The organism is Pseudomonas sp. N2-3-1-14 (genome assembly GCF_041228395.1).
Classification (GTDB): Bacteria; Pseudomonadota; Gammaproteobacteria; order Pseudomonadales; family Pseudomonadaceae; genus Aquipseudomonas.
Genome location: NZ_CP166199.1, coordinates 1,821,374 through 1,844,563 on the forward strand (window position 1 = coordinate 1,821,374; position 23,190 = coordinate 1,844,563).

Consider the following 23,190-nt stretch of genomic DNA (forward strand, 5'->3'; position numbering starts at 1 on the left):
TTTGCTACCGCCGCTTTTACAGCTTGGCAGTCAACAGCGCCTCAAGCTTCTCCTGGTCCCGAGCAAACTGACGAATCCCCTCCGCCAGCTTCTCAGTCGCCATCGCGTCCTCGTTGGACTCCCAACGGAACTGCGCTTCGGTCAAGTGCACGCGCGCTTCACCGGCATGGCCTGGCGCCAACTTGCGCTCCAGCTTGCCTTCATCGGCCGCCAGCTTCTCCAGCAGGTCCGGGCTGATGGTCAGGCGATCACAGCCGGCCAGCTCTTCAATCTGGCTCAGGTTACGGAAGCTCGCACCCATCACGACCGTTTTGTAGCCATTGGCCTTGTAGTAGTTGTAGATGCGCGTCACCGACTGCACGCCCGGATCATCCGAGCCGGTGTAGTCGTTACCGTTGGCCTTCTTATACCAGTCGTAGATACGGCCCACGAACGGCGAAATCAGGAACACCCCAGCCTCGGCACAGGCCACGGCCTGGGCAAACGAGAACAGCAGCGTCAGGTTGGTTTGAATGCCTTCTTTTTCCAGCTTCTCTGCCGCGCGGATGCCTTCCCAGGTGGAGGCGATCTTGATCAGCACACGGTCACGGCTGACGCCGGCTTTGTCGTACAGGTCGATCAGACGGTGCGCACGCTTGAGAATAGCGGCTTCATCGAACGACAGGCGCGCATCCACCTCAGTGGAAATACGGCCCGGCACGACTTTCAGAATCTCTTGACCTACCGCCACCGCAAAACGGTCGCTGGCCAGGCCCACGTCGCCGTTGCAGTCCTTCACGCACTCATCCAGCAGCTTGGCATAGCCTGCGATCGACGCGGCCTTGAGCAGCAGGGAAGGGTTGGTAGTGGCGTCTTGCGGCTTGAGCTTGGCGAGGGTTGAAAAGTCGCCGGTATCGGCTACAACGGTGGTGAATTGCTTGAGTTGTTCCAGCTTGGAAGTCATGGGCGTGCTCTGTCCTGTGGGTCTGATGACATTACCCGAGCGCCGGCAGGCGCTCAAGGGCGCAAATGCGTTCGATCGTTTGCGAGGGCAACAACCTGAAAACAGCCGTTTGAATCACCGGCCGTACTGCTAACTAGGAGACCAAAACCGCCGACAGGTTCAACCCAACTGCCCTACGGACAACGCGGCCCTATAGAAGCCGCCTTCCTGTGGCTAACTGGCGTGGTGTGGAGAGTGAGCTTCCTGTGGAGAGCAAGCTTGGTGTGGAGAGCAGGCTGCCTGTGGCGAGCAGGCTTGCCCTGCGTTGGGGCGCGCAGCGGCCCCAGTAAGGCTGATGCGACTTTTCAGTTAAAACGCATTCATAGGTTTAGGGCCGCTTCGCACCCCAACGCAGGGCAAGCCTGCTCGCCACAACAGCCCAGCCACCCTGACACCCATCACCCAAAACTGTGGGAGCGGGCTTGCTCGCGAAAGCGGCCTGTCAGCCCCAAATAACCCAACTGACACTCAGAAACCATCACCGCCCCTCCAACAACTCCCCAGCCTGATCCAACAACGCCAGCGGATCACTCGCCTTATGAATATCCACCGACAACAACTGCCGAAACTTACGCGCCCCCGGAAACCCAGTCCCCAGCCCCAGCACATGCCGGGTAATGTGATGCATCACCCCACCACTGGCCAAATGCTCCGCAATATAAGGCCGCAACTGCGCCAACGCCTGCGCCCGACTAATCACCGGCGCCGCACTGCCAAACAACCGCTGATCCACCTCCGCCAGCAAATACGGATTGTGATAGGCCTCCCGCCCCAACATCACCCCATCAAACACCTGCAAATGCGCCTGGCACTGCTCCAGCGTCTTAATCCCGCCGTTGAGATTAATCTCCAACTCCGGAAAATCCTGCTTCAACTGCGCCGCCACGTCATAGCGCAACGGCGGAATGTCGCGATTCTCCTTCGGCGACAACCCCTCCAGAATCGCAATCCGCGCATGCACCGTAAAACTGGTGCACCCCGCATCCCTCACCGTCCCAACGAAATCACACAACTCGGCATAACTGTCGCGCCCATTGATCCCGATACGATGCTTCACCGTCACCGGAATCGACACCGCATCACGCATCGCCTTCACGCAATCCGCCACCAGCGCAGGGTGCGCCATCAAGATCGCGCCGATCATATTGTTCTGCACCCGATCACTCGGGCAGCCGACGTTCAAGTTCACTTCATCGTAACCGGCTGCCTCGGCCATACGCGCGCAGGCAGCCAGGTCAGCGGGGACACTGCCACCCAACTGCAACGCGAGTGGATGCTCAGCTTCGTTGTGACGCAGGAAGCGCTCGTGGTCGCCATGCAGGATCGCGCCGGTGGTGACCATCTCGGTGTAGAGCAGGGCGTGCTTGGAGAGCAGGCGCAGGAAGAACCGGCAGTGGCGGTCGGTCCAGTCCATCATGGGGGCAACGCTAAAGCGCCGAGACAGTGCGGGGCTTGATTCTGCTGGGCTAAAGCTGTGTTTATCTAGCATTTTACTCAACGTGTTCTGGGCGTGTTTTTGGGCGTTTTCCGGCGTTTTTACAGCCTCGGTGGTACGATGTACCACTCAAAAACTGACGCGTACCACTTTCTTTATGGCGACCATCAGGGCAAGAAAACTGGCAGATGGGACGGTGAGCTACACGGCTCAAATCCGCATCAAGCGCGATGGAGTGCAAGTCTACCAAGAGAGCCAGACCTTCGCCCGAAAACAGGCCGCCCAGGCTTTGGCGCGGAAGCGAGAGACGGAGTTGGATGAGCCTGGTGCGTTTTAGCGGGCGAGCTGCAAGGGCGCGACGGTTAAAGAGATGAATGCTCAGTATCTGGTGGAGGTTGAGAACCTGCCACGCGACAGCTCGTTGTGCCCGGCCCAGCGCTGTACCACTTACGTCACTGTTCGCACCTCATAGCCATAGGTGAAGGCGAACTGACGGAAATTACTGCCGCGCTCGATCGGTCGCGCTTGGATCGGGCGCTTTTCAGTGGCTTGGCTAATGGTTGATGTGTTCCTAGTTGGTTAAGATCTACTCATTACCCATAAGCGTATTTATTCAAAATGCAGAAAAAGTCTCTCGACGCCGTGCTTGAACGCTTGATGACGGTTTTTGCAGTTGACATTGATGACGAGTTGGCACGCAAGCTGGACGTTAATCGGCAGACCTTAGGGGGCTAGCGTAGGCGGCAATCAATTCCTTATGCGTTATGCGTAAACGTGAGCGAAATTGAGGGCGTTTCCTTGGCTTGGTTGCTTACAGGGGAAGGGACGATGATACGGGGCGCTGCGTCTCCGGCGTCCCCCGGGCCTGTTGCGAGTCCGCAGGAGGACGCAATTCTGGCTTTATTCAGGTCTTTGGAAGAGACCGAAAGGCGGGGGATACCGTGCGCTGCTGAGGAAAAGAAACGCATAAGGGGTATCGAGCAGCGTCTAAAGGATTTGACCGAGGTCCTCGCAGCCACTAAAAGGCCAGCATGGTCTGTACCTATTAAGTACACTGGTGTTAAAGTAAAAAAACCGTTTTAGGCTTGTTTAGATTGCGGAATGCCAATTTTGACATGCTTAGAAATTTAGTAATTGCATAGGAGTGCGAACTTGTCTCGGGCAAACAGTAAAGATGCTCTAATTAAAAAGGATTTGAATGTTGCCGATCTTCAGTTTGATCCAGCAAATCCTAGATTTGCAATTGAGCTCGCTTCAGGGCCGTTGGACAAGCTGTTAGAACGAATGATTCGAGACGAGCGTTTACAGGAGTTAATGCAGAGTATTGGCCTTCAAGATTATTTTGATGGCGAACCACTGCTTGTCACTGACGCTGGAAAAGGCAAGTATTATGTTGTCGAGGGCAATAGGCGATTAGCTGCACTAAAGCTTCTAAATGGTGAGCTAAATCCTTCAAAGCCTTTGCCTACAATTAATGCTATTCGGACGGAAGCGGTCCATAAGCCAAAAAAAGTTCCTTGCATAATTTTTCCAGAACGCAAGCAGATTTTACGATATTTGGGGTTTCGGCATATTACTGGTATTAAGGCTTGGGGGCCATTAGCGAAAGCCAGATATTTGGAGCAGTTGAGGACTGACTGGTATCCTGACCTAGACGAGAATGAACAACTGCGACAACTTGCAAAGGAAATTGGCAGTCGTTCTGACTATGTTGGCCAGATGCTTGCTGGTTTGAATTTATATAACGTAGCAAAAAACAATGATTTTTTTGACCTTCAGCACGTTACAGAAGAGAAAATCGAATTCACTCTACTCACGACTGCTCTAAGTTATACAAATATAGTTGAGTTTATTGGTCTTGAAAGTAGGCAAGATCTTGAAGCTGAAAATTTAGTTCGTGATAATCTTAAGGATTTGTTTACATGGTTGTATGCTCAGGATCAAAAGGGCGACACAATTGTACCGAACTCACGAAACCTTAAGGAGTTAGCGAAAGTCGTTGCGAGTAAGCCAGCGTTGGCAAAGCTGAGAAAAACTGGCGATCTTGCTGATGCTTTTATTCTCACTGAGGGCCCTCAGTTGGCGTTCAGTAAGCTGCTTTCTGATGCAAATAAAAAACTTTCAGCGATATATAATGTTATACCGAGTGTGCCGGAAATTAACCCCCAACACGATGCGCAAATTGACGAAATAATATTGCTCACCAAGAGGATTAAGGCCCTTATTCTGGTAGAAATAAATGAATAAGCCTGAGTCGAAGAAGAAGCCCAAGCCCAAAAAAATCTTGGATAACCTTGCTGAGTATCCGAGGCTTAATGATATTTTCGTCTGGAGCGATTATGTGGAAATTAGATGCTTCGTCCATCCGGATGGTCTTTTTTCTAGGAGCTCTTTGTCTGAAACAACGGAGGAAATGGAAGAGGTAGTTGGTGATATAGATCTAGAAGTACCCGATGAAGAACTAGAAGAGGATGAGGAAGAAGCGCGCGACGATGAAGGTCTCGATGATTCTCCCCCCGAAAGACAGGACAGGAGATCCCGAAAGGCGGCAGAAGTTTTTTCCCATATTCGTGTTCGCTCCCATTTGTTCGGGGATGATCTATATCCTTTCATCATTGATGATGAGTCAAAATCAATTTCTTTGAAAGAAGAATTGACTGAGTGGCATCATGCTTATCTTCAACTCTTAATATCTTCAGCTTTGCGTTATGTGCCGCATACACGAAGACAAGAGGTTACCGATAAATTTGAAGTGGTAAGTCACGAAATATTCAAGCAATTGATGCCGACTGGTTGGGAAGTTCACCAGTTTGGCAAAAACTCTTCGGTCCGTTATACGGGTCATCTGTTTGATAAGCTCACAGCTTTGGCCGCTGATGTCCGAGGCATGATTACTTGCTTGCGGAAGGACTTCGATGAGAATGATCGAGGAGATGGCGGGCTTGATCTTGTAGCATGGCACCCAATGGGAGATTCCCGTAGATCAATGCCAATTGCCTTCGCACAGTGTGGCTGCACAGCTGATAGCTATGGCCCTAAAACTTTAGATGCGTCCCCAGCGATGTTAGGTAATAAAATTGCCGTAGCTCACAGTTGGGCTACATATTACTTTATGCCCCAGTCTTTGCATGATGGGGACGACTGGATTGGCTTCAAAAAGTTTGGAAGTGCGATCGTTCTTGATCGATACCGCATACTTATGCTCGCTCATCAGTATGCGGTTAACGCTTCTACTCTCTATGTACCTGCATTAATTACTGAGGCGAGAGCTCTGTCCTATTCTTAATCCCAGATATTAGGTAATGCACCTGCTACCGCTTCAAATAGTGGTGGCGGGACTGCATTTCCAACTACCGTATAACGCTGCGTTTGGGACGCGTACCTCGTCTCGGGAAAAACGAGATCTCCAAATCCTTGTAGTCTAGCGGCTTCTCTATAGCTAAACCTTCGTGCTGGTGCTTCGTGGGCGAATGTCCAAACGTTGTGCTCCAATTTAATCATTGGAGGGCTCATCGGGTGTAGGGGCATGTGCCTCGGGTTGGCCACTATGGTCCGTGATGCTTCATTCCAATCATTACGCCTATCTCTAGAGAGATAGTACCAGTGAAAAGGTAAATCATAGAACTCGCCTTCTGGCCAGGCGGGCATGTCCTGAATGGCGTCCCGAATTGTAACTACAGGCTGCGCACAATCATTACCATGAGTAGGCTTAGGAAACTCATATTCAATTCCGAAATCATTTCGTATGCCAACGATGAATATTCGGCGGCGCTCTTGGGCGACTCCAAACTCTGCTGCGTTTAACACGTTCGCTTTAACGTTGTAGCCAGCCTCTCTAAATACCCTGAGTTGATCCTCAAGTAGATGTCGAAAATTTTTACGTATCATTCCAGAGACATTTTCGACAATGAACGCTTTTGGCTTTATCTGTACTAACGCACGAGCGAATTCAAGATATAGAGTATTTATTTTTTTGTCAGGATTTCTGAGCCCACCCTGGCTAAAACCCTGACATGGATAACAACCAACTAATAATTCAGCGGCAGGAAAGTTTTCGATACTGGCTATATTGGCGCGGATATAGTCCGTTTCAGGATGGTTGGCAAGATAGACCTCACGCGCGTAATGCATGATGTCATTTGCCATGAGCACGTCAAAGCCTGCGCGAAGAATTCCCGCATCTGACCCACCACATCCTGAAAATAATGAAACAGCTGTTGGCATTCGTATTCCCCTTGAGCGCCGGCGATTATACGGATTCGCAACGGTTAAAACAGGCTGTGAGCAATATTAACCTGATTGATTACGACTGGCGATGTGCCTTCATATGACTCGATTCTCGCTCAGCGGCACGCTTGGCTGTCCTCTTGCTGGCATACAGCCAACGCGGTCGCCTACGCCATCAGGCGCAGTGCATTCAGGCTTAAAACGCTGCCGGCCAGCTCCGGGAGAATGATGCCGGGGAGGGTGATGGTGTCTTCGCCACGGCCTACAAACTGCATCGCTGGGGACTTACCGACGCGGCTGTTGGTGGCATGGCGCCAATTGGTCTGACGCTGCAGCTCTTGGTAGGTGAGGGTCGATAGGCTGAATACGAACATGCCGAGGCTGAGCATCATGGTGATTAATCTCAATCCGATAACTTACTGGGCTGACGGGCGCGCTTTTCGCAATCAATTTTGTTGAGCATCGCCCGTAGGCTTTTCTCCATCATTTGCATGTCCATGCCAGACGCCGCTGCAATGGTGATTTGGTAGGTGTCGTGGCTGTCGTAAACCGCCGATGCGCCCGCGATGCTAATCGGAGGTCGATCATCGACGGCCAGTGTCGGCATAACCGGCCTAGCGTCATCAATCAGCCAGGTGAGTTCTTGATACATCTCTTCGGTGATCCTGGTGTCGAGTACTCCGACCTTGATGGCGAAAGTACCCGGCACGCCCTGCTGGGTTGTCTGCCACCACTCCAGCACCTCAATCAGGTAGCCCAGCGGCTCTACGACGCGGCGCAGTGCCCCGATGGTGTCCTTGCGCGAGGGGTATCGGTGTCAGACCACGATATACGAGAGATATCGGGGTCAGACCATGATTTCGCTAGGAGCTTTCCCACATCCTTATAGGCTTGCCCGTCGGACTTTCTCTAGCTAACCTCCTCAAGCCGCTGCAAACCCCGCGGCCGGAGGTGGAAGTCCGTATTGCTAAGGCGTTTTAACTCCCGAAAGTATTTGGAGCTTCGCCCATGCCTAACAAATCACGCAATTCGTATGTCGATCACAACGCTGCACCTGTCGACGCCAAGCTTCACGCAGCGGCCGAACGAGCAAATCATCATTACTTGCCGCCATCTGATGACGACGCAATTTCTGAACTCGCGCCCGGCAAACTTTTCCGCGTCAGCCCCAACATCGACACCGAAACCCTCCTAGCCAACGCCGCCGAAAACCTCGACTCCGCCAACCAAATGGCCGCCACCCTGGCCTTCGACCTCGAAGACCCTCACCGCGCCATCCTCCTGGGCATCCAGCAACTCATCGACCTAAGCGCTCTACTCGTCGCCCGAGCCCAAGACCAAGTTGCGCCTGCCGCCACAGCCTGACCCTCAACCTCCGCCGCCTCACCCCAAGGCGGCAACCTGAACCCATCCTGTCACCCAGCAAAGTTTCATAATTCCCCGCACCTTTGAGGACTACGCTCCCATTTAAGAGAGGACCCCCGCACCTCCAGCCCACAGGGAATTGAAAACATGATCTCGAACCTGGTTAAAGTCGCGCTGATTGCTGGCACGTTGCTGTTGGGCGCTTGTTCGACGGGGTCGTCGGGCGGGAGTGGTGACCCTTGTTTCTCTGGCGGATGCCAGGCGTTTGGGGACCATAGCCCGAGCAAGGCTGCCAAGATGAATTTTGGCGGGAGTGGGTTGGGGAGTAGTTATGGGGAGTATGGGTCGGGATTGTTGCATGATGATTGATGGGGTGGTGGGGCAGTCATTTGTTGGTTGACTGACCCACCGCTATCGCGGGCAAGCCCGCTCCCACATTAGAGTTTCCACATTGGGTTGTGGTGGTGTGGGAAATATCAGTGGCCGCCCCTCATGCGGCGGGCCATCAGGTAGATGCCCAGGCCGACGAGTGCTGTGGCGGCGCCGATGTAGCCGGTGCTGGTCCAGCCATAACCCGCCGTGATCGCCATGCCGCCAAACCACGGGCCCAGCGCGTTCGCCAGGTTGAATGCCGCATGGTTGGACGCTGCCGCCAGGCTAGGGGCTTCGTGGGCGATGTCCATCAGGCGGATTTGCAGCGGCGCGGCCATGGCAATCATGGTGCCGACCAAACCGATGCCCAGCAGTACGCTCCACAGCGCACTGGCGGCGAAGGTGAAGAAGATCAGCACGGCCATCGACCACACCATAATCCAGCCCACGGCGCGAAATTGCAGGCGGTCGAACAGTTTGCCGCCGGCGATGTTGCCGATAATGCCGCCGACGCCAAACGCGGCGAGGCCGAAGGGAATCCACTGGGGCGAGACTTTGGTGACTTCGAGCAGGGTCGGGGCGAGGTAGCTGAACACGCAGAACATGCCGGCAAAGCCAATCGCGCCGATGGACAGGGCCATCCACACCTGCGGTTTGGTGAAGGCGCGCAGTTCTTTGCGCGGGTCGCTGCGTGGTTCGTCGTGGCGGTCCGGTACGAATTGCCAGACCAGCGCGATGGTGCACAGGGCGATGGCGCTGACCAGGGCGAACGCCGAGCGCCAGCCCAAGTGTTGGCCCAGGAAGGTGGCGATGGGATTGCCGAGCAGCATCGCCAGGGTGAGGCCCATCATCACCCGGGCCACGGCGCCGGCGCGTTTGTCGTTGGGCACCATGCTGGAGGCGACGACGGCGGCGATGCCGAAGTAGGCACCGTGGGGCAGGCCGCTGATAAAGCGGAAGGCCACCAGCGAGCCGAAGGTAGGGGTGAAGGCGGTGGCGAGGTTGCCCAGCGCGTACAGGCCCATCAGCAATAAGAGCATGTGTTTGCGCAGCAATTTGGCGCCGAGGATGGCCAACAGTGGCGCGCCGACCATGACGCCAAGGGCGTAGGCGCTGATGGCGTGGCCGACTTGGGGTTCGCTCAAATTCAAATTGTGGGCGATGTCGGGCATCAACCCCATGATGGCGAATTCGCCGGTGCCGATCGCGAAGGCGCCCACGGCCATGGCAGCTTCCATTTTGGCGGCGCTGCGCGCGGGCAGTACGTGCCCGGGTGTTTGCTGGATAGTCATGGGTAACTCGTTTGGAAGGATTGCACGAAGGACAGCCGCCGATGCTACGCAAGCAGCGGCGAAGGTGTCTAGAACAGCCGTTTGCAGCAGAGTTCAGTTTCATCTGGCCACCTGTGACGCCACGTCGCGCCTGCCTGGCTTGACAGCGGCGCGTTAAAAGCCGCGATTTAGAGCTGTCAATTGGCCAAACGGCGCATAAACGCTCTTTGGCGTGATATTCTGCGCGCCGTCTTGGTCTGGTCTTTCCCGGCACGTACACCCGTATACGTCCCGGCGATTGGCTGTCGCCCAGGTAGCTGAAGCCAATAATGATAAAAAGTCAGCGCAGAAGGGACATAAACAGTGAGGTCGATACGTCGGCCTTGTGTGCCCACCCTGCGGCTCTCTCGTGAATGTGCAAACCCCGCGGCGCGCTGCCTGGCGCGGCGTGATAAAGGGTTGCCCATGCTCAGGGGCGGTAGGGCGGATGGCGTTTTATCATAGGTGCTACTGATGTTTAAAAAAGTAAACACTGCCCTGCTGGGGCTGGCTTTGTCGATGGGGATCACCTCCGTTCACGCGGAAGAGGCAAAGAAAGTCGATGTGCTGCTGATCGGCGGCGGCATCATGAGTGCGACCCTGGGTGTATGGCTCAACGAGCTGCAGCCGGACTGGTCGATGGAGATGGTTGAGCGCCTGGATGGCGTGGCCGAAGAAAGCTCCAACGGCTGGAACAACGCCGGTACCGGTCACTCGGCTTTGGCTGAGCTGAACTACACCCCGGAAAACAAGGACGGCACCGTTGAGATCCCGAAAGCGGTCGAGATCAACGAAGCGTTCCAGATCTCGCGTCAGTTCTGGTCCTGGCAGGTCCAGCAGGGCGTGTTGAAGAACCCACGTTCGTTCATCAACTCCACACCGCACATGAGCTTCGTGTGGGGCGATGACAACATCAAATTCCTGAAAAAACGCTACGAAGCCCTGCAAGCGAGCCCGCTGTTCGCTGGCATGCAGTACTCCGAAGACCCGGCGCAAATCGCCAAGTGGGTTCCGCTGATGATGGAAGGGCGTGACCCGAACCAGAAAATCGCGGCCACCTGGACCCCGATCGGCACCGACGTGAACTTCGGCGAGATCACCCGCCAGTTCGTTGCCCACCTGCAAACCACCCCTAAGTTCGACCTGAAACTGTCGAGCGAAGTGCAGGACATCACCAAAAACGCCGACGGTTCGTGGCGTGTGAGCTACAAAAACCTGAAAGACGGCACCAAGACTGAAACCGACGCCAAGTTCGTGTTCATCGGCGCCGGCGGCGGTGCACTGCACCTGCTGCAGAAGTCGGGCATTCCAGAAGCCAAGGAATACGCGGGCTTCCCAGTGGGCGGTTCGTTCCTGGTGACCGATAACCCAACGATTGCCGAGCAGCACCTGGCCAAGGCCTACGGTAAAGCTTCGGTTGGCGCGCCACCGATGTCGGTTCCGCACCTGGACACCCGCGTGCTGGATGGCAAGCGTGTGATTCTGTTTGGCCCATTCGCAACCTTCTCGACCAAGTTCCTGAAAGAAGGCTCGTACCTGGACCTGCTGACCAGCACCACCACCCACAACATCTGGCCAATGACCAAAGTCGGTATTCGTGAATACCCACTGGTCGAGTACCTTGCCGGCCAACTGATGCTGTCGGATGACGACCGCTACAACGCCCTGAAAGAGTACTTCCCGAACGCCAAGAAAGAAGACTGGCGCCTGTGGCAAGCCGGTCAGCGCGTGCAGATCATCAAGCGTGACGAAGAGCAGGGCGGCGTCCTGAAACTCGGTACCGAAGTGGTCAGCTCCGCCGACAACACCATCGCAGGCCTGTTGGGTGCATCGCCAGGCGCGTCGACCGCGGCTCCGATCATGCTGACCGTGCTGCAGAAAGTGTTCAAGGACAAGGTCGCGACCCCTGAGTGGCAGACCAAACTGCACCAGATCGTGCCGAGCTACGGCACCAAGCTGAATGACAGCCCTGAGGCTGTTGCGAAGGAGTGGGCTTACACTGCCGGCATCCTGCAACTGACCCCACCGCCTGCGATTCCGCAGTTGAACGCGCCAAAGGCGACCGAAGCCACCGAGGCTGCCAAGCCTGCGGCTGAGCCGAGCAAGCCGGCGTCTGACCTGGCGCTGTAAGCCAAAGGTCAAACCGCTGTAAGAAGCCCGCTGAACCGGTCACGGTCAGCGGGCTTTTTTGTGCGCGCGTGTTCAGCCGCGCACGCGTTCGACCGGCGGCAGTTCCACCGTGCGTTCGGCAGCTGCCAGCGCCGCAGTTAAACCCGCTTGGTCCAGCGGCACGCAGTACGCAGGTTTTGCCCGCTCAAAACGCCAGCTTTCATCCAGCCCTCCTGCGTCTACGGCGTCGAAACCGAGCTCGTCGAGCAGCTTGATTACTTGCGCCTTCGCTGCGGCGTCATCGGCGGCCACCGGCAGTGCACGGCGGGCGGGCACGCCGTGGGGGCGGGCGTCTTGCGTCAGGTCGGGGGCAAAAATCGCATTGAACACCTTGACCACGTGGGAATGCGGTAGATGCTCGGCGAGCAGCCGGCTGGTGGTGGTTTCAAAGCGGTCCAGCACGGCGATATGCCCGTCGCGGTTGGGGTAGTAATTGTTGGCGTCCAGCACCGTTTTGCCTTCCAGCCATTGCGCGGGCACGCTGCGGTAGTGTTCAAACGGAATGGCCACCAGCACGACGTCGCCAAACCGGGCGGCGTCCTCGGCACTGCCCACCTCAACGCCGAGTAGGCCGCTGAGCACGCTGCTCATGGTCTGCGGGCCACGGGAGTTGCTTAACATCACCTCATGCCCGGCGGCCAGCGCCAGCTGTGCCACGGCTCGCCCGATGAAACCTGCTCCAATCACGCCGATCTTCATGGTCTTGCTCCTCGTAAGTCATCGAGCAGTTATGATGATTGGCAACTAGCTGGCGATAAATGAGCGTTTTGGCGTGGGTGTTGTTACTGGGAGTAGGGAATGATGGACCGTCTTTCAAGCATGCATGCCTTTGTGATGGCCGCCGAGTTGGGCTCCTACGCCCGCGCCGCCGAGCGTTTGAACATGTCCGCGCAAATGGTTGCCAAGCATGTTGCCGCCCTGGAGCAACGCCTCGGCGCGCGCTTGCTTAACCGCACCACGCGTCGGCAAAGCCTGACGGAACTGGGGCACGCGTACTACGAACGCTGCAAACATATCCTGACGGAGGCTGAGGCTGCTGATTCGCTCGCCCAGATCATGAATGACACGCCACGCGGAAAGCTGAGAGTCACCGCTCCGGTCACCTTCGGTTCCTACAGCCTGATGCCGCTGATTACCGCGTTTTTGCGTGACAACCCGGACGTAGAAATTGACCTGCACCTCACGGATCGTTTCGTCGACTTGGTGGAGGAAGGCTATGAGGCGGCGTTCCGTATCGGCCCTTTGGCCACCACCGGTTTAACGGCCCGGCCCTTGGCACCTTATCGCTTGGTGGTGTGCGCGGCGCCGGCGTATCTGGCGGTGCGAGGGACGCCACAGTACCCGGCAGACCTGGCGCAACATGAATGCCTGGGCTACGCCTTTTGGTCACGCCCGGCGGACCGTGAATGGGTCTTCCACCAAGGCGCGACGCCCTACACGGTGCAGGTCGCCAGTCGCCTTCAAATCAACGAAAGCCGGGCGTTGATGTCGGCGGCACTGGATGGCTTCGGCATCGTGCTGGGCGCCGAAGACTTCCTGCGTCCGGCCTTGGCCCGGGGCGAGTTGGTGCGGGTACTGCCGGCATTTGAGGCGCCCAGCCGCCCCATGCACTTGGTTTACACCGCCAACCGGCAGCGCACCGCCAAGTTGCGGCGGTTTGTCGAGGCGGTGCTGGCGCGCTTCGGCCAGGCGTGAGGGCTCAAATGTGGAAGCCCTGTTTTACCTGCGCATACAGATGCAGGGCCAGTGCATTGCTGCTGTCGCACAGCAGGTACAGATGATGCACCGGCAGTGGGGGTAACTCGAACCCTGCAACCTTTTGCGTCAGCCCACTGCCCATGCGGCTTTCTTCGATCAACCCCACCGCCACGCCGCTGCGGATACAGGCCTCGACCGCCGTGGAATTGGGGCTCTCCAGCAATACCCGGTGGTAAATCCCGTGATCCTTCAGCGCCTGCAACGCCGCCGCACGGTACGGGCAGCCGGCAACCGGCACGGTGATCGGCAGCGCCGCATTCGGCGCGCAACTGAAGCCCTCGGCCGCCACCCACAACGGCTGCACCGGCCCCAGGCGTTCGCCCTGGGCCAGCGGTTGTGCGCTGACGGTGATGGCCAGGTCGAGCTGGTTGGCCATAAACATATTCAGCAGCTCACCGCTGGTGCGCGCTTCGACTTCCAGTTCCAGCAAGGGGTTGTCGGCGATCAAGCGCGGCAAAAACGCCTGCATGAACGCCGGCGCATAGGTATCGGGAATGCCCAGGCGAATCTTGCCCTGCATGCGCTGTGGCATCAGCGCGATCAGCAGGCGGTCATGGCTCTTGAGAAACTCGGTGGTTTCACCGAGCAGCTTCTGGCCATACAGGGTCAGCTCGACGCCCTGGTTGCTGCGGCTGAACAGGCGCTGGCCGATTTGCTCCTCGAGCTTTTGAATTTGTGTGGTCACGGTCGATGCGCTGCGGTGCACATGCTCGGCCGCCTCGTTGAAGCGCCGAAAGCGCGCCACGGCGTGAAAAGTGCGTAACAAGTCGATGTTCAGTTGTTTGGCCATGATTCCACTATTGCGAATTTGTGGTGCGAGTAATTCAAATATACGGAAGCATGCGCGGCCCTTAGCCTTTCAGTCAACGTGCACTGACGGGAGGCTTCATGACGCGATCAACCTTAAAACGGCTGCTGTTGCAGGTGGCATTCGTGCTGTCCTGGAGCTCCGGCTACATCGGCGCCAAGTTGGGTACGCAAGGCAGCGGCGCATTCAACCTGCTGTTCTGGCGCTTCCTGCTGGTGTCGGTGTGCCTGGGGCTGTTTTTGAACGTGAAGCTGTTGAAGGTGAGCTGGGCTCAGGTTCGCCACTACGCCGTGATCGGCTTCCTGTCGCAGTTCCTCTACCTCAGTTGTCTGTATGTGGCGATCCAAAATGGTTTGCCACCCGGCATTGCGGCCATCATCGCGGCGCTGCAGCCGCTGATGACGGCGGCATTGTCGACCGGCAGCGCTGCCGAGCGCAGCGGTGGCTGGCAGTGGATCGGGTTGATGATCAGCTTTATCGGCGTCTCCATCGTGATTGCCGGGCAGTACAGCAGTGGCGGGCAGAGCGTCGGCTTTGTCATGTACTTGTTGCCACTGGCCGCAGCGCTGGGGCTGACGCTGGCGACCTTGTATGAGCGCCGTACCGCGCAGCGCCAGCACGCGGGGCTGGTGTTGCCGCTGTTCATCCAGTCGCTGCTGACGCTGATCGGCTTTTCCGGCGCCGTGCTCTATACCGGCACCTTCAGTGTTCCTCATGACTCGGACGTGTTGATCTCAATCGTCTGGCTGACGGTGTTTTCCACATTCGTCGCTTATTTGAGCTTGTGGATGTTGTTGCGGGTAATGACAGCGACCCACGTGGCAGCGCTGGTCTATCTGGAGCCACCGGTCACCCTGGTGTGGGCGGCGTTGATGTTTGGCGATGCGATCCAGGGCTCAACCTACGCCGGTATTGCGGTGGTGGTGACGGGGTTGGTGCTGGTGCGTCTGAAACAACCGACCGTCGCCTGTGCTTCCTGAGGTCTGCAGGTTCAGCAAGCCGACAGACATCACCTGTTAAAAAGATCCCATAGCCAAGCAGGAGCGCGGCTGAAACATGGGGGCATTTTTTATTGGTGCAGGTGCTGGGCGTACGCGCCCGAGGGTTTTGTATGTTGCTACGTTATGCGGCATTGGCGGCGGTTGTCGTCGCAGCGTCCGGGTGTGTGCAAGAGCGTGTGGTGCATGAGCGCGGGCCGGTACAGCGTGAGTATGTCGAAGTGGTCGCGCCGCAACCGCCGCCGGTTCAAGTGATCGAGGTGGAACCTGCGCCGCGCTACGGTTATGTCTGGTCACGCGGCTACTGGCGCTGGGCTGGCGGGCGATACGTCGCGGTGCACGGCCATTGGGAGCAAGTGCGCGAAGGCTATCGTTATGTGCATCCGCACTGGGTGCAGCGCAATGACGGTTACCACTGGCAGGGCGGTGGCTGGGTTCGCTGAACCCTGGCCGAACGCCTGGCCGCAGGCGTGAGCGGGTTCGCGCCTGCAAAAAACCGCTAGGTCGGCTTTTGGGTGCCCAGCAGCCGAACCTCCCGCAGCAACGCGGCACCGAGCTGATCGGTGCCCAATTCCTTGTAGCCCACGGCCTTGATCTCACCGTTTTCTTCGGCCTGGATGATGATCACCGGCGTTTCCTTGCCGGTGGCTTCGTCCACATGCAGGGCGTACTGGGGAATATCCAGCTTGATCGGCGTGCCCGCCGCCTTGCCTTGAACATTGATCAGGAACGCCGCGCAGCCAGTGTCGACATCCACACTGGTGGCGGGCCGGCCGCTGACGAAGCAGGTTTTCGGCAGGTCGGGCCAGGCGATGGTGTCGGCCAGGGTAAAGGTCGGCGTCAGTGCCAAGGCTGCGAGCAAAAGCGTGCGCACGTTGGGTGTCTCTCGATCAAGGGTAGAGGCGGTTTTTACCAAAGCCCGCAATTCGCTGCAACGCTGCCGGTCAGGCCAAGCGCTTCATCCCGGTGGCCTTGGCCGCGTTGACGTCAAAGGTGGCGGTGTATTCACAGCCTGCCGCATGGGCACAGCGCTCTATCAGATAGTCGGCGAACTCGGCTTTGCCCGCCGTGAATCGTCGCAGTGCCTGCCAGATGAGCTCGGCATGTTCGACGGTCAATTCACGCGTACGCAGCAGCGTTTCCAGAACCGTCACCACATCACTCTTGGCCGATTGGTAGCAGCTTTGTAACACCCATACCAGTTCCACCACGCACACCAGGCTGACGAAACCCGGCGAAAGCGTGGTGAGCGATTCGATCAGCTCGGACGCCTTGGAGGACTGAACGGGATCATCCTGGGTGACATAACGCACCAGCACATTGGTATCCAGGCCGATCATTGCGCTTTTGCTCCCTGCGCAGCGATGGCGCGGTTCATATCGTCAATCGACACGGCCTGGGCGGGCTTGCGGATCAACCCTTTGAGGTCCTGAACGGTTTTGCTCGCGGCAATGATGGAAAACTTGCCGTCTTCCGTTTCGACAAACTCAACCCGGTCGCCGGTTTCCAGACCCAGTGCGGTCCTGACTTGGACCGGGATGGTGATTTGCCCTTTTGAAGTCAGTGTGGCGGTCGCCATAGTGAAGATCTCCATCGTAATGTTCCTTACCCTAAGGTAAGGATTGATGAAGGACAAGATCCGTTGGTCCATAGGTCGCTCGCTGGTAGACGTGGGTGGGAACAGGTAAAACCCTAGCTCGACGTTTTCACGTTCACACGCTTTTCAGAGACCCTAAGAGATACAAGCTATGACCGACCGCCACCGCATCATCCCGCCCGCCATGCAACCCATCGTAGAGCGCGCGGGCTACGTGCCTGCCGTAAAAGTTGGCAACACTTTGTATTGCGCAGGCCAGGTCGGCCGCACGCCGGAATTGGCCGTGATAGAAGATCCCGAGGCGCAATTCATCGCCGCCTGGGAGAACCTGCGGCACGTATTGGAGGAGGGCGGCTGCGGTTTTGAAGACGTGGTCGACATGACCACGTATCACGTTGATATGAGCCAGCACATGGCGGTTTTTCGCGAGGTGAAAAACCGCCTGTTCCCACGCGGGCATTGCGCCTGGACGACCATTGGCGTGTCAGAACTGGCGCATCCCGGGTTACTGGTGGAAATCAAATGTGTGGCGGTACAGCGCTAATTCATTGCACCACGCGATAACACGGCACATACGCGGCACCGCCCGGCAGCTTCATGCGGTGCTGGGCGACAAACGCCTGCAGCAGCTCGTCCAGCGGTTTCATGATGGCCGGGTCGCCGTGGATTTCGTACGGGCCGTGTTGCTCGATCAGGCGAATGCCCTTGTCCTTGACGTTACCGGCCACGATCCCCGAGAACGCGCGGCGCAGGTTGGCGGCCAGTTCATGGGGCGGCAGAGTGTGGCTCAGTTGCAGGCTGGCCATGTTTTCGTGGGTCGGGTCGAACGGGCGCTGGAAGCCTTCGTCGATCTTCAGCAGCCAGTTGAAGTGGAAGGCGTCGTTGCGCTCGCGGCGGAACTGCTTCACGGCCTTGAGCCCGGCCGTCATCTGGCGCGCCACTTCGGCCGGGTCGTCGATGATGATCTGGTAGTGCGCCTGCGCCGCTTCGCCGAGGGTGGCGCCGACGAAGGCATGCAGTTGTTGCAGGTACGGCGCCGCGTGTTTCGGCCCGGTGAGGATGACCGGGAACGGCACGTCGCGGTTGTCCGGGTGCATCAGGATGCCCAGCAGGTACAGGAACTCTTCAGCCGTACCGGCGCCGCCCGGGAAGATGATGATGCCGTGGCCGACGCGCACGAAGGCTTCCAGGCGTTTTTCGATGTCCGGCAGAATCACCAGCTCGTTAACGATCGGGTTTGGCGCTTCCGCAGCGATGATGCCCGGCTCGGTCAGGCCCAGGTAGCGGCCGCCGGTGATGCGCTGTTTGGCGTGGGAAATGGTCGCGCCTTTCATCGGACCTTTCATCACGCCGGGGCCGCAACCGGTGCACACGTCGAGGCTGCGCAGGCCCAGTTCGTGGCCGACTTTCTTGGTGTATTTGTATTCTTCGGTATTGATCGAGTGGCCGCCCCAGCACACCACGATTTTCGGCTCGACACCCGGACGCAACGTACGGGCGTTGCGCAGCAGGTGGAACACGTAGTCGGTGATGCCCTGGGAATTGCTCAGGTCGATGCGTTGACTGTCCAGCTCGTTCTCGGTGTAGACGATGTCGCGCAGGGCGCTGAACAGCATTTCGCGGGTGCTGGCGATCATTTCACCATCGACGAAGGCGTCGGCCGGCGCATTCAACAGTTCCAGGCGTACGCCGCGATCCTGTTGATGGATACGCACTTCAAAGTCTTTATAGGCGTCGAGGATGGTCTTGGCGTTGTCGATGTGCGCGCCAGTGTTAAGGATGGCCAAAGCGCACTGGCGGAACAACGTGTAGATGCTGCCGGTACCGGCTTCGCTCAGTTGCTGGACTTCACGCTGGGACAGGGTTTCGAGGCTGCCCTTGGGGCTGACGGAGGCATTGATGACTTGACGTTGGGGCATTCTGATTCCTTGAAAGCACAGCCACCGCACCCGCCAGGGGTGGCGATGGCTGGAGAATGGTGAGCGCCGAACTCGGTCGCACGAGACGCACAGTTTGGCAGGCATGAGGCCGTGCGCAAACTCCGTCCAGCACCATCATGCCGCAGAACTTACTGAATCAGCTTCCAGTTTTTGTAGAAAACCCGACGCAGGGTAAACACCAGCCCGGCAAAGCCCGAGATCACGGCGTTGAGCACGGAGGGCAGCAAGGTCGGCCGCACGATATCGATGAACAGGCAGTAACGCTTTGCGTCGTTCTTGTTGAAGGACGCGTGCATCAGCGTGTCATCGAAGATAAACAGCGGGTCGTCGTGCCAGTAATGCTTGTGTTTGCCCACCTGGATGTAAACACCCTCGTGGTGCGGCGCCGGTGCCATGTTGTAGAGCACCCGGAACATCATGCGCAGCGGGCCGAAGTGGAACGACGTCGAGCGGTTTTCGTTGAACACCGACACCCCGATGGTCTTCACGAACGGCAGTTTTTTGCGCAGCTGCGGGATGTCCAGCGTGGTTTCGATCGGGCGGCCGTACCATTGGAAAAACAACATGCCGCGCTTTTTTTCGGCCATGCGTTCGTCCAGGTAACCGATGATTTCGTCCTTGTGGGCCATGGCGTCGTCGATTACCTGTTGCAGGTCTTCACGCCAGGCGGGCGGCAGGTCGCTCATGGTGTAGACGTGGCGGTTGCGCAGGCTGAACAGGTCGAACAGGGTATTGAACGGCGCCAATATCCAGGTGTTGCGGCCGTTGCCAACGAAGTATTTCTTGATCGTGTCGCGGTCGTACAGGCCGTTGCGCAGGAAGTCATAAATGCCGCAGAACAGCACCAGCAACAGAAATACCAGGCTGGTGCGCGGGAAGCAGTACATGAACAACAGAACGCCCAGCACCCAGGCGGCTGAGACCAGCTTTTTTTGAACAGCACTTTTACTCATGAAGCGTGGCTCCGAACCTGAAACAAAGCGAAACAATGTTGCCATGATAGTGGGTTCCGGCGGCGCTGGGCGTTTTAAATATTGCGAAATTGTGAAGGCCTGGCACAGTTTTTAACCCGCGCGTTGGCGTATCCGGCCTTTTGTGGATTGGATTTTGTAAACAGAAGATTTGCGACTATCGTGACGCTTCGGTTTTTTGGACGTCATAGACCGGTACGATTAAGTTGAATGGCCACCATTGGCCTTCGGCACCTTGGAAGAGGCAGAAATTTTATGATCATCAAACCGCGGGTTCGTGGCTTTATCTGTGTGACCGCTCACCCTGTTGGCTGTGAAGCGAACGTCAAAGAGCAGATCGACTACGTCACCCAGCATGGCGTCATCGAAGGCGGCCCGAAGAAGGTGCTGGTCCTCGGCGCCTCCACCGGTTACGGCCTGGCCGCGCGCATCAGTGCTGCGTTTGGCTGCGGCGCCGATACCTTGGGTGTGTTTTTTGAGAAAGAAGGCGAAGAAGGCAAGCTGAGCTCCGCCGGCTGGTACAACAGCGCAGCGTTCGAGAAGTTTGCCGTTGAAAAAGGCCTGTACGCCAAGAGCATCAACGGCGACGCGTTCTCCGACGAGATCAAGCGCCTGACCATCGAAACCATCAAGAAAGACCTCGGCAAAATCGACCTGGTGGTGTACAGCCTGGCCGCGCCACGCCGTACCGACCCGCAAGGCGTGGTGCACACCTCCACCCTCAAGCCGATCGGCAAGGCCGTGACCCTGCGCGGTATCAACACCGACAAAGGCGTTGTGGTCGACACCACGCTTGAGCCTGCGACCCAGGAAGAAATCGACGGCACCGTGAAAGTCATGGGCGGCGAAGACTGGCAGCTGTGGATCGACGCGCTGCGTGACGCCGACGTGCTGGCGGAAGGCGCCAAGACCACCGCCTTCACCTACCTCGGTGAAAAGCTGACCCAGGATATCTACTGGAACGGCTCCATCGGCGAAGCCAAGAAAGACCTCGACAAGAAAGTCCTGACCCTGCGCGACAACCTCGCCGCACTCAAGGGCGACGCCCGTGTGTCGGTGCTCAAGGCTGTGGTCACCCAGGCCAGTTCGGCGATCCCGATCATGCCGCTGTACCTGTCGCTGCTGTTCAAAGTGATGAAAGAGCAGGGCACCCACGAAGGCTGCATCGAGCAGGTCTACGGCCTGTTCAAGGACAGCCTGTACGGCAAAGAGCCGAAGCTGGATGCCGACGGCCGCCTGCGTGCCGACCTGGCTGAACTGGAGCCCAAAGTCCAGGACGCCGTGGCGGCGCTGTGGAACCAGGTGACTGACGACAACGTTAACGAAATCAGCGACTTTGCCGGTTACAAGGCTGAGTTCCTGCGTTTGTTCGGTTTTGAAATCGACGGCGTGGACTACGACGCTGACGTAAACCCGACCGTGAAGATCAAAGGCCTGATCCAGGCCTAAAACACGGTCAAAAAAGGTGGGAGCGGGCTTGCTCGCGAATGCGGTATGTCAGTATCAAATACAGTGGCTGACACACCGCTTTCGCGAGCAAGCCCGCTCCCACATTTGCTTTGTGTGAAGTCAAAACCCTCCTGCAAGCCATCGCGCTCCCGCCACTGCCCTTAATCTGCCAGACTCCTACGGCTATCAAGCCACGCTAACGGAGGATCTGATGACGATTCGTGCAGTAGTTTTTGATTTCGGCGGTGTCCTGTTCGACTGGAACCCGCACCACCTGTACCGCCAGCTGATTGCCGACGATCACGAGCGGCAACACTTTCTCGACACCATTTGCACTCAAGCCTGGAACACCGAGCAGGACGCCGGTCGCAGCCTGGCCGAAGGCACTCGCCACCTGATCGAGCAGTACCCGGAACACGCACCCTTGATCCAGGCCTATTACGATCGTTGGCACGAAATGCTGCGCGGCGCGTTGCCCGAAGGTGTGGCGATTCTCGAGGCGTTGCATCAAGCCGATATGCCGCTGTTCGGGCTCACCAACTGGTCGGCTGAAACCTTTCCCTATGCGCGGGCCAATTACCCGTTCCTGCAGTATTTCCGCGACATTGTGGTCTCCGGCGAGTTGAAGCAAATCAAGCCGGACGCGGCGATTTATTACGCGAGCCTCGGCCAGGTGCGCGCCCATTTGCCGGATATTCAACCGGGCGAAGTGGTGTTTATCGACGACGTGGCGGGCAATGTCGAGGCCGCCGTGGCCCTCGGTTGGCAAGGCATCCACCACGTGTCGGCCGAGCGTACCGCGGCGCGCCTGCGGGCGTTGGGCGTGGGCTTCTAGCGCGCCCACTTTTCCATGGCGAAATCCACAAAGGCGCGCAGCTTGGGCAGGCGGTAGCGATCCTGTCTGTAAAGCAGGTGCATGGGGCGGCAGGGCAGCCTGTAGGCGGTTAACAAGGCTACCAACTTGCCGCTCTCCAGGTCCGGTTGCACCAGGGCGTCGGCCAGCATGATGATGCCCATGCCGTTTACGGCCGCCTGGCGCAGGCCCTGCGAGCTGTTGATGGTCAATGACCCGGACACCGGCACCTCCACCTCGCCTTCCTCGCCGGTCAGGCGCCACAGTTTGTCGGAGTCGCGCCAGTTATCGGTCGCCGGGTAGGCGAACGCCAGGCAGTCATGGTGCTGCAGGTCACTGGGTGTCTGCGGCGTGCCGCGGCGTGCCAGGTAATCCGGCGAAGCGCAGAGGGTGAGGGTGTAGGCCTGCATGGGCCGGGCGATCAGGCTGGAGGTTTCCAGCTCGCCAAGACGGATTGCTACGTCAAAGCCGCTGTCGACCAGGTCCATCCGCTCGTTGCTGAGCACCACGTAGAGGTTGATCAGCGGGTAGCGTTGGGAAAATTCGCTCAGGGCGGGCGTCAGGCGTTCGGTGCCGAATACCGGTGGCGCGGTGATGCGCAGGTTGCCTTTGGGCGTTTCGCTGTGGGCCTGCTCTGCCAACACTTCAGAGTCGGCTACCAGCCCCAGCACCTCCAGGCAGCGCTGGTAATACTGCCCGCCAAATTCGGTGAGGCTTTGCTTGCGCGTGGTGCGCTTGAGCAAGCTGACACCCAGGCGCTGCTCCAGGGCGCGCAAGTGATTGCCGACCATGGTGGTCGACATCCCGCACTCCTGTGCGGCAGCCGTCATGCTGCCAGTCTCGACCACTTTGACGTACACCGACATTGCCTGGAACAGATCCATTATCAAGCCTTGGTTTAAAGTCATTACAGGAATGCGCAGTTTATCCAGCTCGGGTGGCTAACGATACTGGTG

23 protein-coding genes and 3 pseudogenes are annotated in these 23,190 nt (G+C 57.7%); 12 read left to right on the plus strand and 14 right to left on the minus strand.

Annotated features, from left to right (window positions below; genetic code table 11):
* Window positions 1-16 precede the first annotated feature (16 nt).
* A complete protein-coding gene (gene tal, locus AB5I78_RS08430) occupies window positions 17-943 on the minus strand; it encodes a transaldolase (RefSeq protein WP_145163069.1) in 927 nt (308 codons plus the stop codon).
* A gap of 517 nt (window positions 944-1,460) precedes the next feature.
* Window positions 1,461-2,471, minus strand: coding sequence for a tRNA dihydrouridine(20/20a) synthase DusA (dusA, locus tag AB5I78_RS08435; RefSeq protein ID WP_369300789.1), 1,011 nt, complete (start codon window positions 2,469-2,471; stop codon window positions 1,461-1,463).
* A 103-nt stretch (window positions 2,472-2,574) separates the two neighbouring features.
* On the opposite strand from dusA, the pseudogene AB5I78_RS08440 reads away from it, so the two are divergent.
* The 3 genes and pseudogenes from AB5I78_RS08440 to AB5I78_RS08450 form a co-directional block, all read left to right on the plus strand.
* Window positions 2,575-2,817 (plus strand): annotated as a pseudogene (locus AB5I78_RS08440) (site-specific integrase); the annotation flags it as partial.
* 752 nt (window positions 2,818-3,569) lie between these two features.
* The gene (locus tag AB5I78_RS08445) at window positions 3,570-4,664 is read left to right on the plus strand and encodes a ParB N-terminal domain-containing protein (RefSeq protein ID WP_369300611.1); all 1,095 of its coding nucleotides are present in this window, start codon (window positions 3,570-3,572) and stop codon (window positions 4,662-4,664) included.
* Window positions 4,657-5,703, plus strand: a complete 1,047-nt coding sequence (locus AB5I78_RS08450) for a hypothetical protein (protein ID WP_369300610.1) — start codon at window positions 4,657-4,659, stop codon at window positions 5,701-5,703. The genes AB5I78_RS08445 and AB5I78_RS08450 overlap by 8 nt, the downstream gene beginning before the upstream one ends.
* Here AB5I78_RS08450 and AB5I78_RS08455 read toward each other — a convergent pair.
* The 3 genes and pseudogenes from AB5I78_RS08455 to AB5I78_RS08465 all read right to left on the minus strand — a co-directional run.
* Window positions 5,700-6,641: a DNA cytosine methyltransferase gene (locus AB5I78_RS08455; RefSeq protein ID WP_369300608.1), complete on the minus strand. Its 942-nt coding sequence runs from the start codon at window positions 6,639-6,641 to the stop codon at window positions 5,700-5,702. The two genes, AB5I78_RS08450 and AB5I78_RS08455, sit on opposite strands and share 4 nt — an antisense overlap.
* 173 nt (window positions 6,642-6,814) lie before the next feature.
* Window positions 6,815-7,036: pseudogene (locus AB5I78_RS08460) on the minus strand (phage tail protein); the annotation flags it as partial.
* Between the two features lie 215 nt (window positions 7,037-7,251).
* Window positions 7,252-7,449, minus strand: a pseudogene (locus tag AB5I78_RS08465) (phage tail protein I); the annotation flags it as partial.
* Window positions 7,450-7,652: 203 nt separating this feature from the next.
* Here AB5I78_RS08465 and AB5I78_RS08470 point away from each other — a divergent pair.
* Together AB5I78_RS08470 and AB5I78_RS08475 are read left to right on the plus strand one after the other, a co-directional pair.
* Window positions 7,653-8,009 carry a hypothetical protein gene (locus AB5I78_RS08470; RefSeq protein ID WP_369300607.1) on the plus strand — a complete coding sequence of 119 codons (357 nt, stop codon included), beginning with the start codon at window positions 7,653-7,655 and terminating at the stop codon, window positions 8,007-8,009.
* A gap of 147 nt (window positions 8,010-8,156) precedes the next feature.
* The gene (locus AB5I78_RS08475; protein WP_106576908.1) at window positions 8,157-8,378 is read left to right on the plus strand and encodes a hypothetical protein; all 222 of its coding nucleotides are present in this window, start codon (window positions 8,157-8,159) and stop codon (window positions 8,376-8,378) included.
* A gap of 107 nt (window positions 8,379-8,485) precedes the next feature.
* Here the strand turns inward: AB5I78_RS08475 and AB5I78_RS08480 are convergent, their stop codons facing one another.
* On the minus strand, window positions 8,486-9,673 hold the full coding sequence (locus AB5I78_RS08480) for an MFS transporter (protein WP_369300606.1): 1,188 nt from the start codon (window positions 9,671-9,673) through the stop codon (window positions 8,486-8,488).
* 492 nt (window positions 9,674-10,165) lie between these two features.
* Between AB5I78_RS08480 and mqo the strand changes: the two genes are divergently transcribed.
* On the plus strand, window positions 10,166-11,821 hold the full coding sequence (mqo, locus tag AB5I78_RS08485) for a malate dehydrogenase (quinone) (protein WP_242193916.1): 1,656 nt from the start codon (window positions 10,166-10,168) through the stop codon (window positions 11,819-11,821).
* Window positions 11,822-11,893: 72 nt separating this feature from the next.
* Here the strand turns inward: mqo and AB5I78_RS08490 are convergent, their stop codons facing one another.
* Window positions 11,894-12,559 (minus strand): NADPH-dependent F420 reductase, encoded by a 666-nt coding sequence (locus AB5I78_RS08490; RefSeq protein ID WP_369300605.1) that lies wholly within the window; start codon window positions 12,557-12,559, stop codon window positions 11,894-11,896.
* A 99-nt stretch (window positions 12,560-12,658) separates the two neighbouring features.
* Between AB5I78_RS08490 and AB5I78_RS08495 the strand changes: the two genes are divergently transcribed.
* Window positions 12,659-13,555 carry a LysR family transcriptional regulator gene (locus tag AB5I78_RS08495; protein WP_369300603.1) on the plus strand — a complete coding sequence of 299 codons (897 nt, stop codon included), beginning with the start codon at window positions 12,659-12,661 and terminating at the stop codon, window positions 13,553-13,555.
* Between the two features lie 4 nt (window positions 13,556-13,559).
* Here the strand turns inward: AB5I78_RS08495 and AB5I78_RS08500 are convergent, their stop codons facing one another.
* Complete coding sequence (locus AB5I78_RS08500) at window positions 13,560-14,408, minus strand: LysR substrate-binding domain-containing protein (RefSeq protein ID WP_124416776.1); 849 nt, start codon at window positions 14,406-14,408, stop codon at window positions 13,560-13,562.
* Between the two features lie 98 nt (window positions 14,409-14,506).
* On the opposite strand from AB5I78_RS08500, the gene AB5I78_RS08505 reads away from it, so the two are divergent.
* Both AB5I78_RS08505 and AB5I78_RS08510 read left to right on the plus strand, forming a co-directional pair.
* Complete coding sequence (locus AB5I78_RS08505; RefSeq protein WP_369300602.1) at window positions 14,507-15,406, plus strand: DMT family transporter; 900 nt, start codon at window positions 14,507-14,509, stop codon at window positions 15,404-15,406.
* Window positions 15,407-15,537: 131 nt separating this feature from the next.
* A complete protein-coding gene (locus tag AB5I78_RS08510) occupies window positions 15,538-15,867 on the plus strand; it encodes a YXWGXW repeat-containing protein (protein WP_106576901.1) in 330 nt (109 codons plus the stop codon).
* Between the two features lie 56 nt (window positions 15,868-15,923).
* On the opposite strand, the gene AB5I78_RS08515 is transcribed toward AB5I78_RS08510, so the two are convergent.
* The 3 genes from AB5I78_RS08515 to AB5I78_RS08525 form a co-directional block, all read right to left on the minus strand.
* Complete coding sequence (locus tag AB5I78_RS08515; RefSeq protein ID WP_145163093.1) at window positions 15,924-16,298, minus strand: hypothetical protein; 375 nt, start codon at window positions 16,296-16,298, stop codon at window positions 15,924-15,926.
* Between the two features lie 70 nt (window positions 16,299-16,368).
* Window positions 16,369-16,764, minus strand: coding sequence for a PIN domain-containing protein (locus tag AB5I78_RS08520; protein ID WP_369300600.1), 396 nt, complete (start codon window positions 16,762-16,764; stop codon window positions 16,369-16,371).
* On the minus strand, window positions 16,761-17,018 hold the full coding sequence (locus AB5I78_RS08525; protein WP_106576898.1) for an AbrB/MazE/SpoVT family DNA-binding domain-containing protein: 258 nt from the start codon (window positions 17,016-17,018) through the stop codon (window positions 16,761-16,763). The genes AB5I78_RS08520 and AB5I78_RS08525 overlap by 4 nt, the downstream gene beginning before the upstream one ends.
* A gap of 154 nt (window positions 17,019-17,172) precedes the next feature.
* Between AB5I78_RS08525 and AB5I78_RS08530 the strand changes: the two genes are divergently transcribed.
* Window positions 17,173-17,565, plus strand: coding sequence for a RidA family protein (locus AB5I78_RS08530; protein ID WP_369300599.1), 393 nt, complete (start codon window positions 17,173-17,175; stop codon window positions 17,563-17,565).
* A 1-nt stretch (window position 17,566) separates the two neighbouring features.
* On the opposite strand, the gene ppnN is transcribed toward AB5I78_RS08530, so the two are convergent.
* Window positions 17,567-18,940, minus strand: a complete 1,374-nt coding sequence (gene ppnN / locus AB5I78_RS08535) for a nucleotide 5'-monophosphate nucleosidase PpnN (RefSeq protein ID WP_369300598.1) — start codon at window positions 18,938-18,940, stop codon at window positions 17,567-17,569.
* A 149-nt stretch (window positions 18,941-19,089) separates the two neighbouring features.
* Complete coding sequence (locus AB5I78_RS08540) at window positions 19,090-19,914, minus strand: aspartyl/asparaginyl beta-hydroxylase domain-containing protein (protein WP_369300596.1); 825 nt, start codon at window positions 19,912-19,914, stop codon at window positions 19,090-19,092.
* 273 nt (window positions 19,915-20,187) lie between these two features.
* Between AB5I78_RS08540 and fabV the strand changes: the two genes are divergently transcribed.
* Together fabV and AB5I78_RS08550 are read left to right on the plus strand one after the other, a co-directional pair.
* Window positions 20,188-21,381, plus strand: coding sequence for an enoyl-ACP reductase FabV (gene fabV, locus AB5I78_RS08545; protein WP_369300595.1), 1,194 nt, complete (start codon window positions 20,188-20,190; stop codon window positions 21,379-21,381).
* 211 nt (window positions 21,382-21,592) lie between these two features.
* Window positions 21,593-22,216, plus strand: coding sequence for an HAD family hydrolase (locus AB5I78_RS08550; protein WP_369300594.1), 624 nt, complete (start codon window positions 21,593-21,595; stop codon window positions 22,214-22,216).
* On the opposite strand, the gene AB5I78_RS08555 is transcribed toward AB5I78_RS08550, so the two are convergent.
* The gene (locus tag AB5I78_RS08555) at window positions 22,213-23,118 is read right to left on the minus strand and encodes a LysR family transcriptional regulator (protein WP_262207558.1); all 906 of its coding nucleotides are present in this window, start codon (window positions 23,116-23,118) and stop codon (window positions 22,213-22,215) included. The genes AB5I78_RS08550 and AB5I78_RS08555 overlap by 4 nt on opposite strands.
* Window positions 23,119-23,190: the final 72 nt, after the last annotated feature.

Bases quoted from the DNA above. Each gene is read 5' to 3' on its own strand.
- tal (WP_145163069.1), bottom strand. From the start codon at position 943: ATGACTTCCAAGCTGGAACAACTCAAGCAATTCACCACCGTTGTAGCC.
- dusA (WP_369300789.1), bottom strand. From the start codon at position 2,471: ATGCTAGATAAACACAGCTTTAGCCCAGCAGAATCAAGCCCCGCACTG.
- AB5I78_RS08450 (WP_369300610.1), top strand. From the start codon at position 4,657: ATGAATAAGCCTGAGTCGAAGAAGAAGCCCAAGCCCAAAAAAATCTTG.
- AB5I78_RS08455 (WP_369300608.1), bottom strand. From the start codon at position 6,641: ATGCCAACAGCTGTTTCATTATTTTCAGGATGTGGTGGGTCAGATGCG.
- AB5I78_RS08470 (WP_369300607.1), top strand. From the start codon at position 7,653: ATGCCTAACAAATCACGCAATTCGTATGTCGATCACAACGCTGCACCT.
- AB5I78_RS08475 (WP_106576908.1), top strand. From the start codon at position 8,157: ATGATCTCGAACCTGGTTAAAGTCGCGCTGATTGCTGGCACGTTGCTG.
- AB5I78_RS08480 (WP_369300606.1), bottom strand. From the start codon at position 9,673: ATGACTATCCAGCAAACACCCGGGCACGTACTGCCCGCGCGCAGCGCC.
- mqo (WP_242193916.1), top strand. From the start codon at position 10,166: ATGTTTAAAAAAGTAAACACTGCCCTGCTGGGGCTGGCTTTGTCGATG.
- AB5I78_RS08490 (WP_369300605.1), bottom strand. From the start codon at position 12,559: ATGAAGATCGGCGTGATTGGAGCAGGTTTCATCGGGCGAGCCGTGGCA.
- AB5I78_RS08495 (WP_369300603.1), top strand. From the start codon at position 12,659: ATGATGGACCGTCTTTCAAGCATGCATGCCTTTGTGATGGCCGCCGAG.
- AB5I78_RS08500 (WP_124416776.1), bottom strand. From the start codon at position 14,408: ATGGCCAAACAACTGAACATCGACTTGTTACGCACTTTTCACGCCGTG.
- AB5I78_RS08505 (WP_369300602.1), top strand. From the start codon at position 14,507: ATGACGCGATCAACCTTAAAACGGCTGCTGTTGCAGGTGGCATTCGTG.
- AB5I78_RS08510 (WP_106576901.1), top strand. From the start codon at position 15,538: ATGTTGCTACGTTATGCGGCATTGGCGGCGGTTGTCGTCGCAGCGTCC.
- AB5I78_RS08520 (WP_369300600.1), bottom strand. From the start codon at position 16,764: ATGATCGGCCTGGATACCAATGTGCTGGTGCGTTATGTCACCCAGGAT.
- AB5I78_RS08525 (WP_106576898.1), bottom strand. From the start codon at position 17,018: ATGGAGATCTTCACTATGGCGACCGCCACACTGACTTCAAAAGGGCAA.
- AB5I78_RS08530 (WP_369300599.1), top strand. From the start codon at position 17,173: ATGACCGACCGCCACCGCATCATCCCGCCCGCCATGCAACCCATCGTA.
- ppnN (WP_369300598.1), bottom strand. From the start codon at position 18,940: ATGCCCCAACGTCAAGTCATCAATGCCTCCGTCAGCCCCAAGGGCAGC.
- AB5I78_RS08540 (WP_369300596.1), bottom strand. From the start codon at position 19,914: ATGAGTAAAAGTGCTGTTCAAAAAAAGCTGGTCTCAGCCGCCTGGGTG.
- fabV (WP_369300595.1), top strand. From the start codon at position 20,188: ATGATCATCAAACCGCGGGTTCGTGGCTTTATCTGTGTGACCGCTCAC.
- AB5I78_RS08550 (WP_369300594.1), top strand. From the start codon at position 21,593: ATGACGATTCGTGCAGTAGTTTTTGATTTCGGCGGTGTCCTGTTCGAC.
- AB5I78_RS08555 (WP_262207558.1), bottom strand. From the start codon at position 23,118: ATGGATCTGTTCCAGGCAATGTCGGTGTACGTCAAAGTGGTCGAGACT.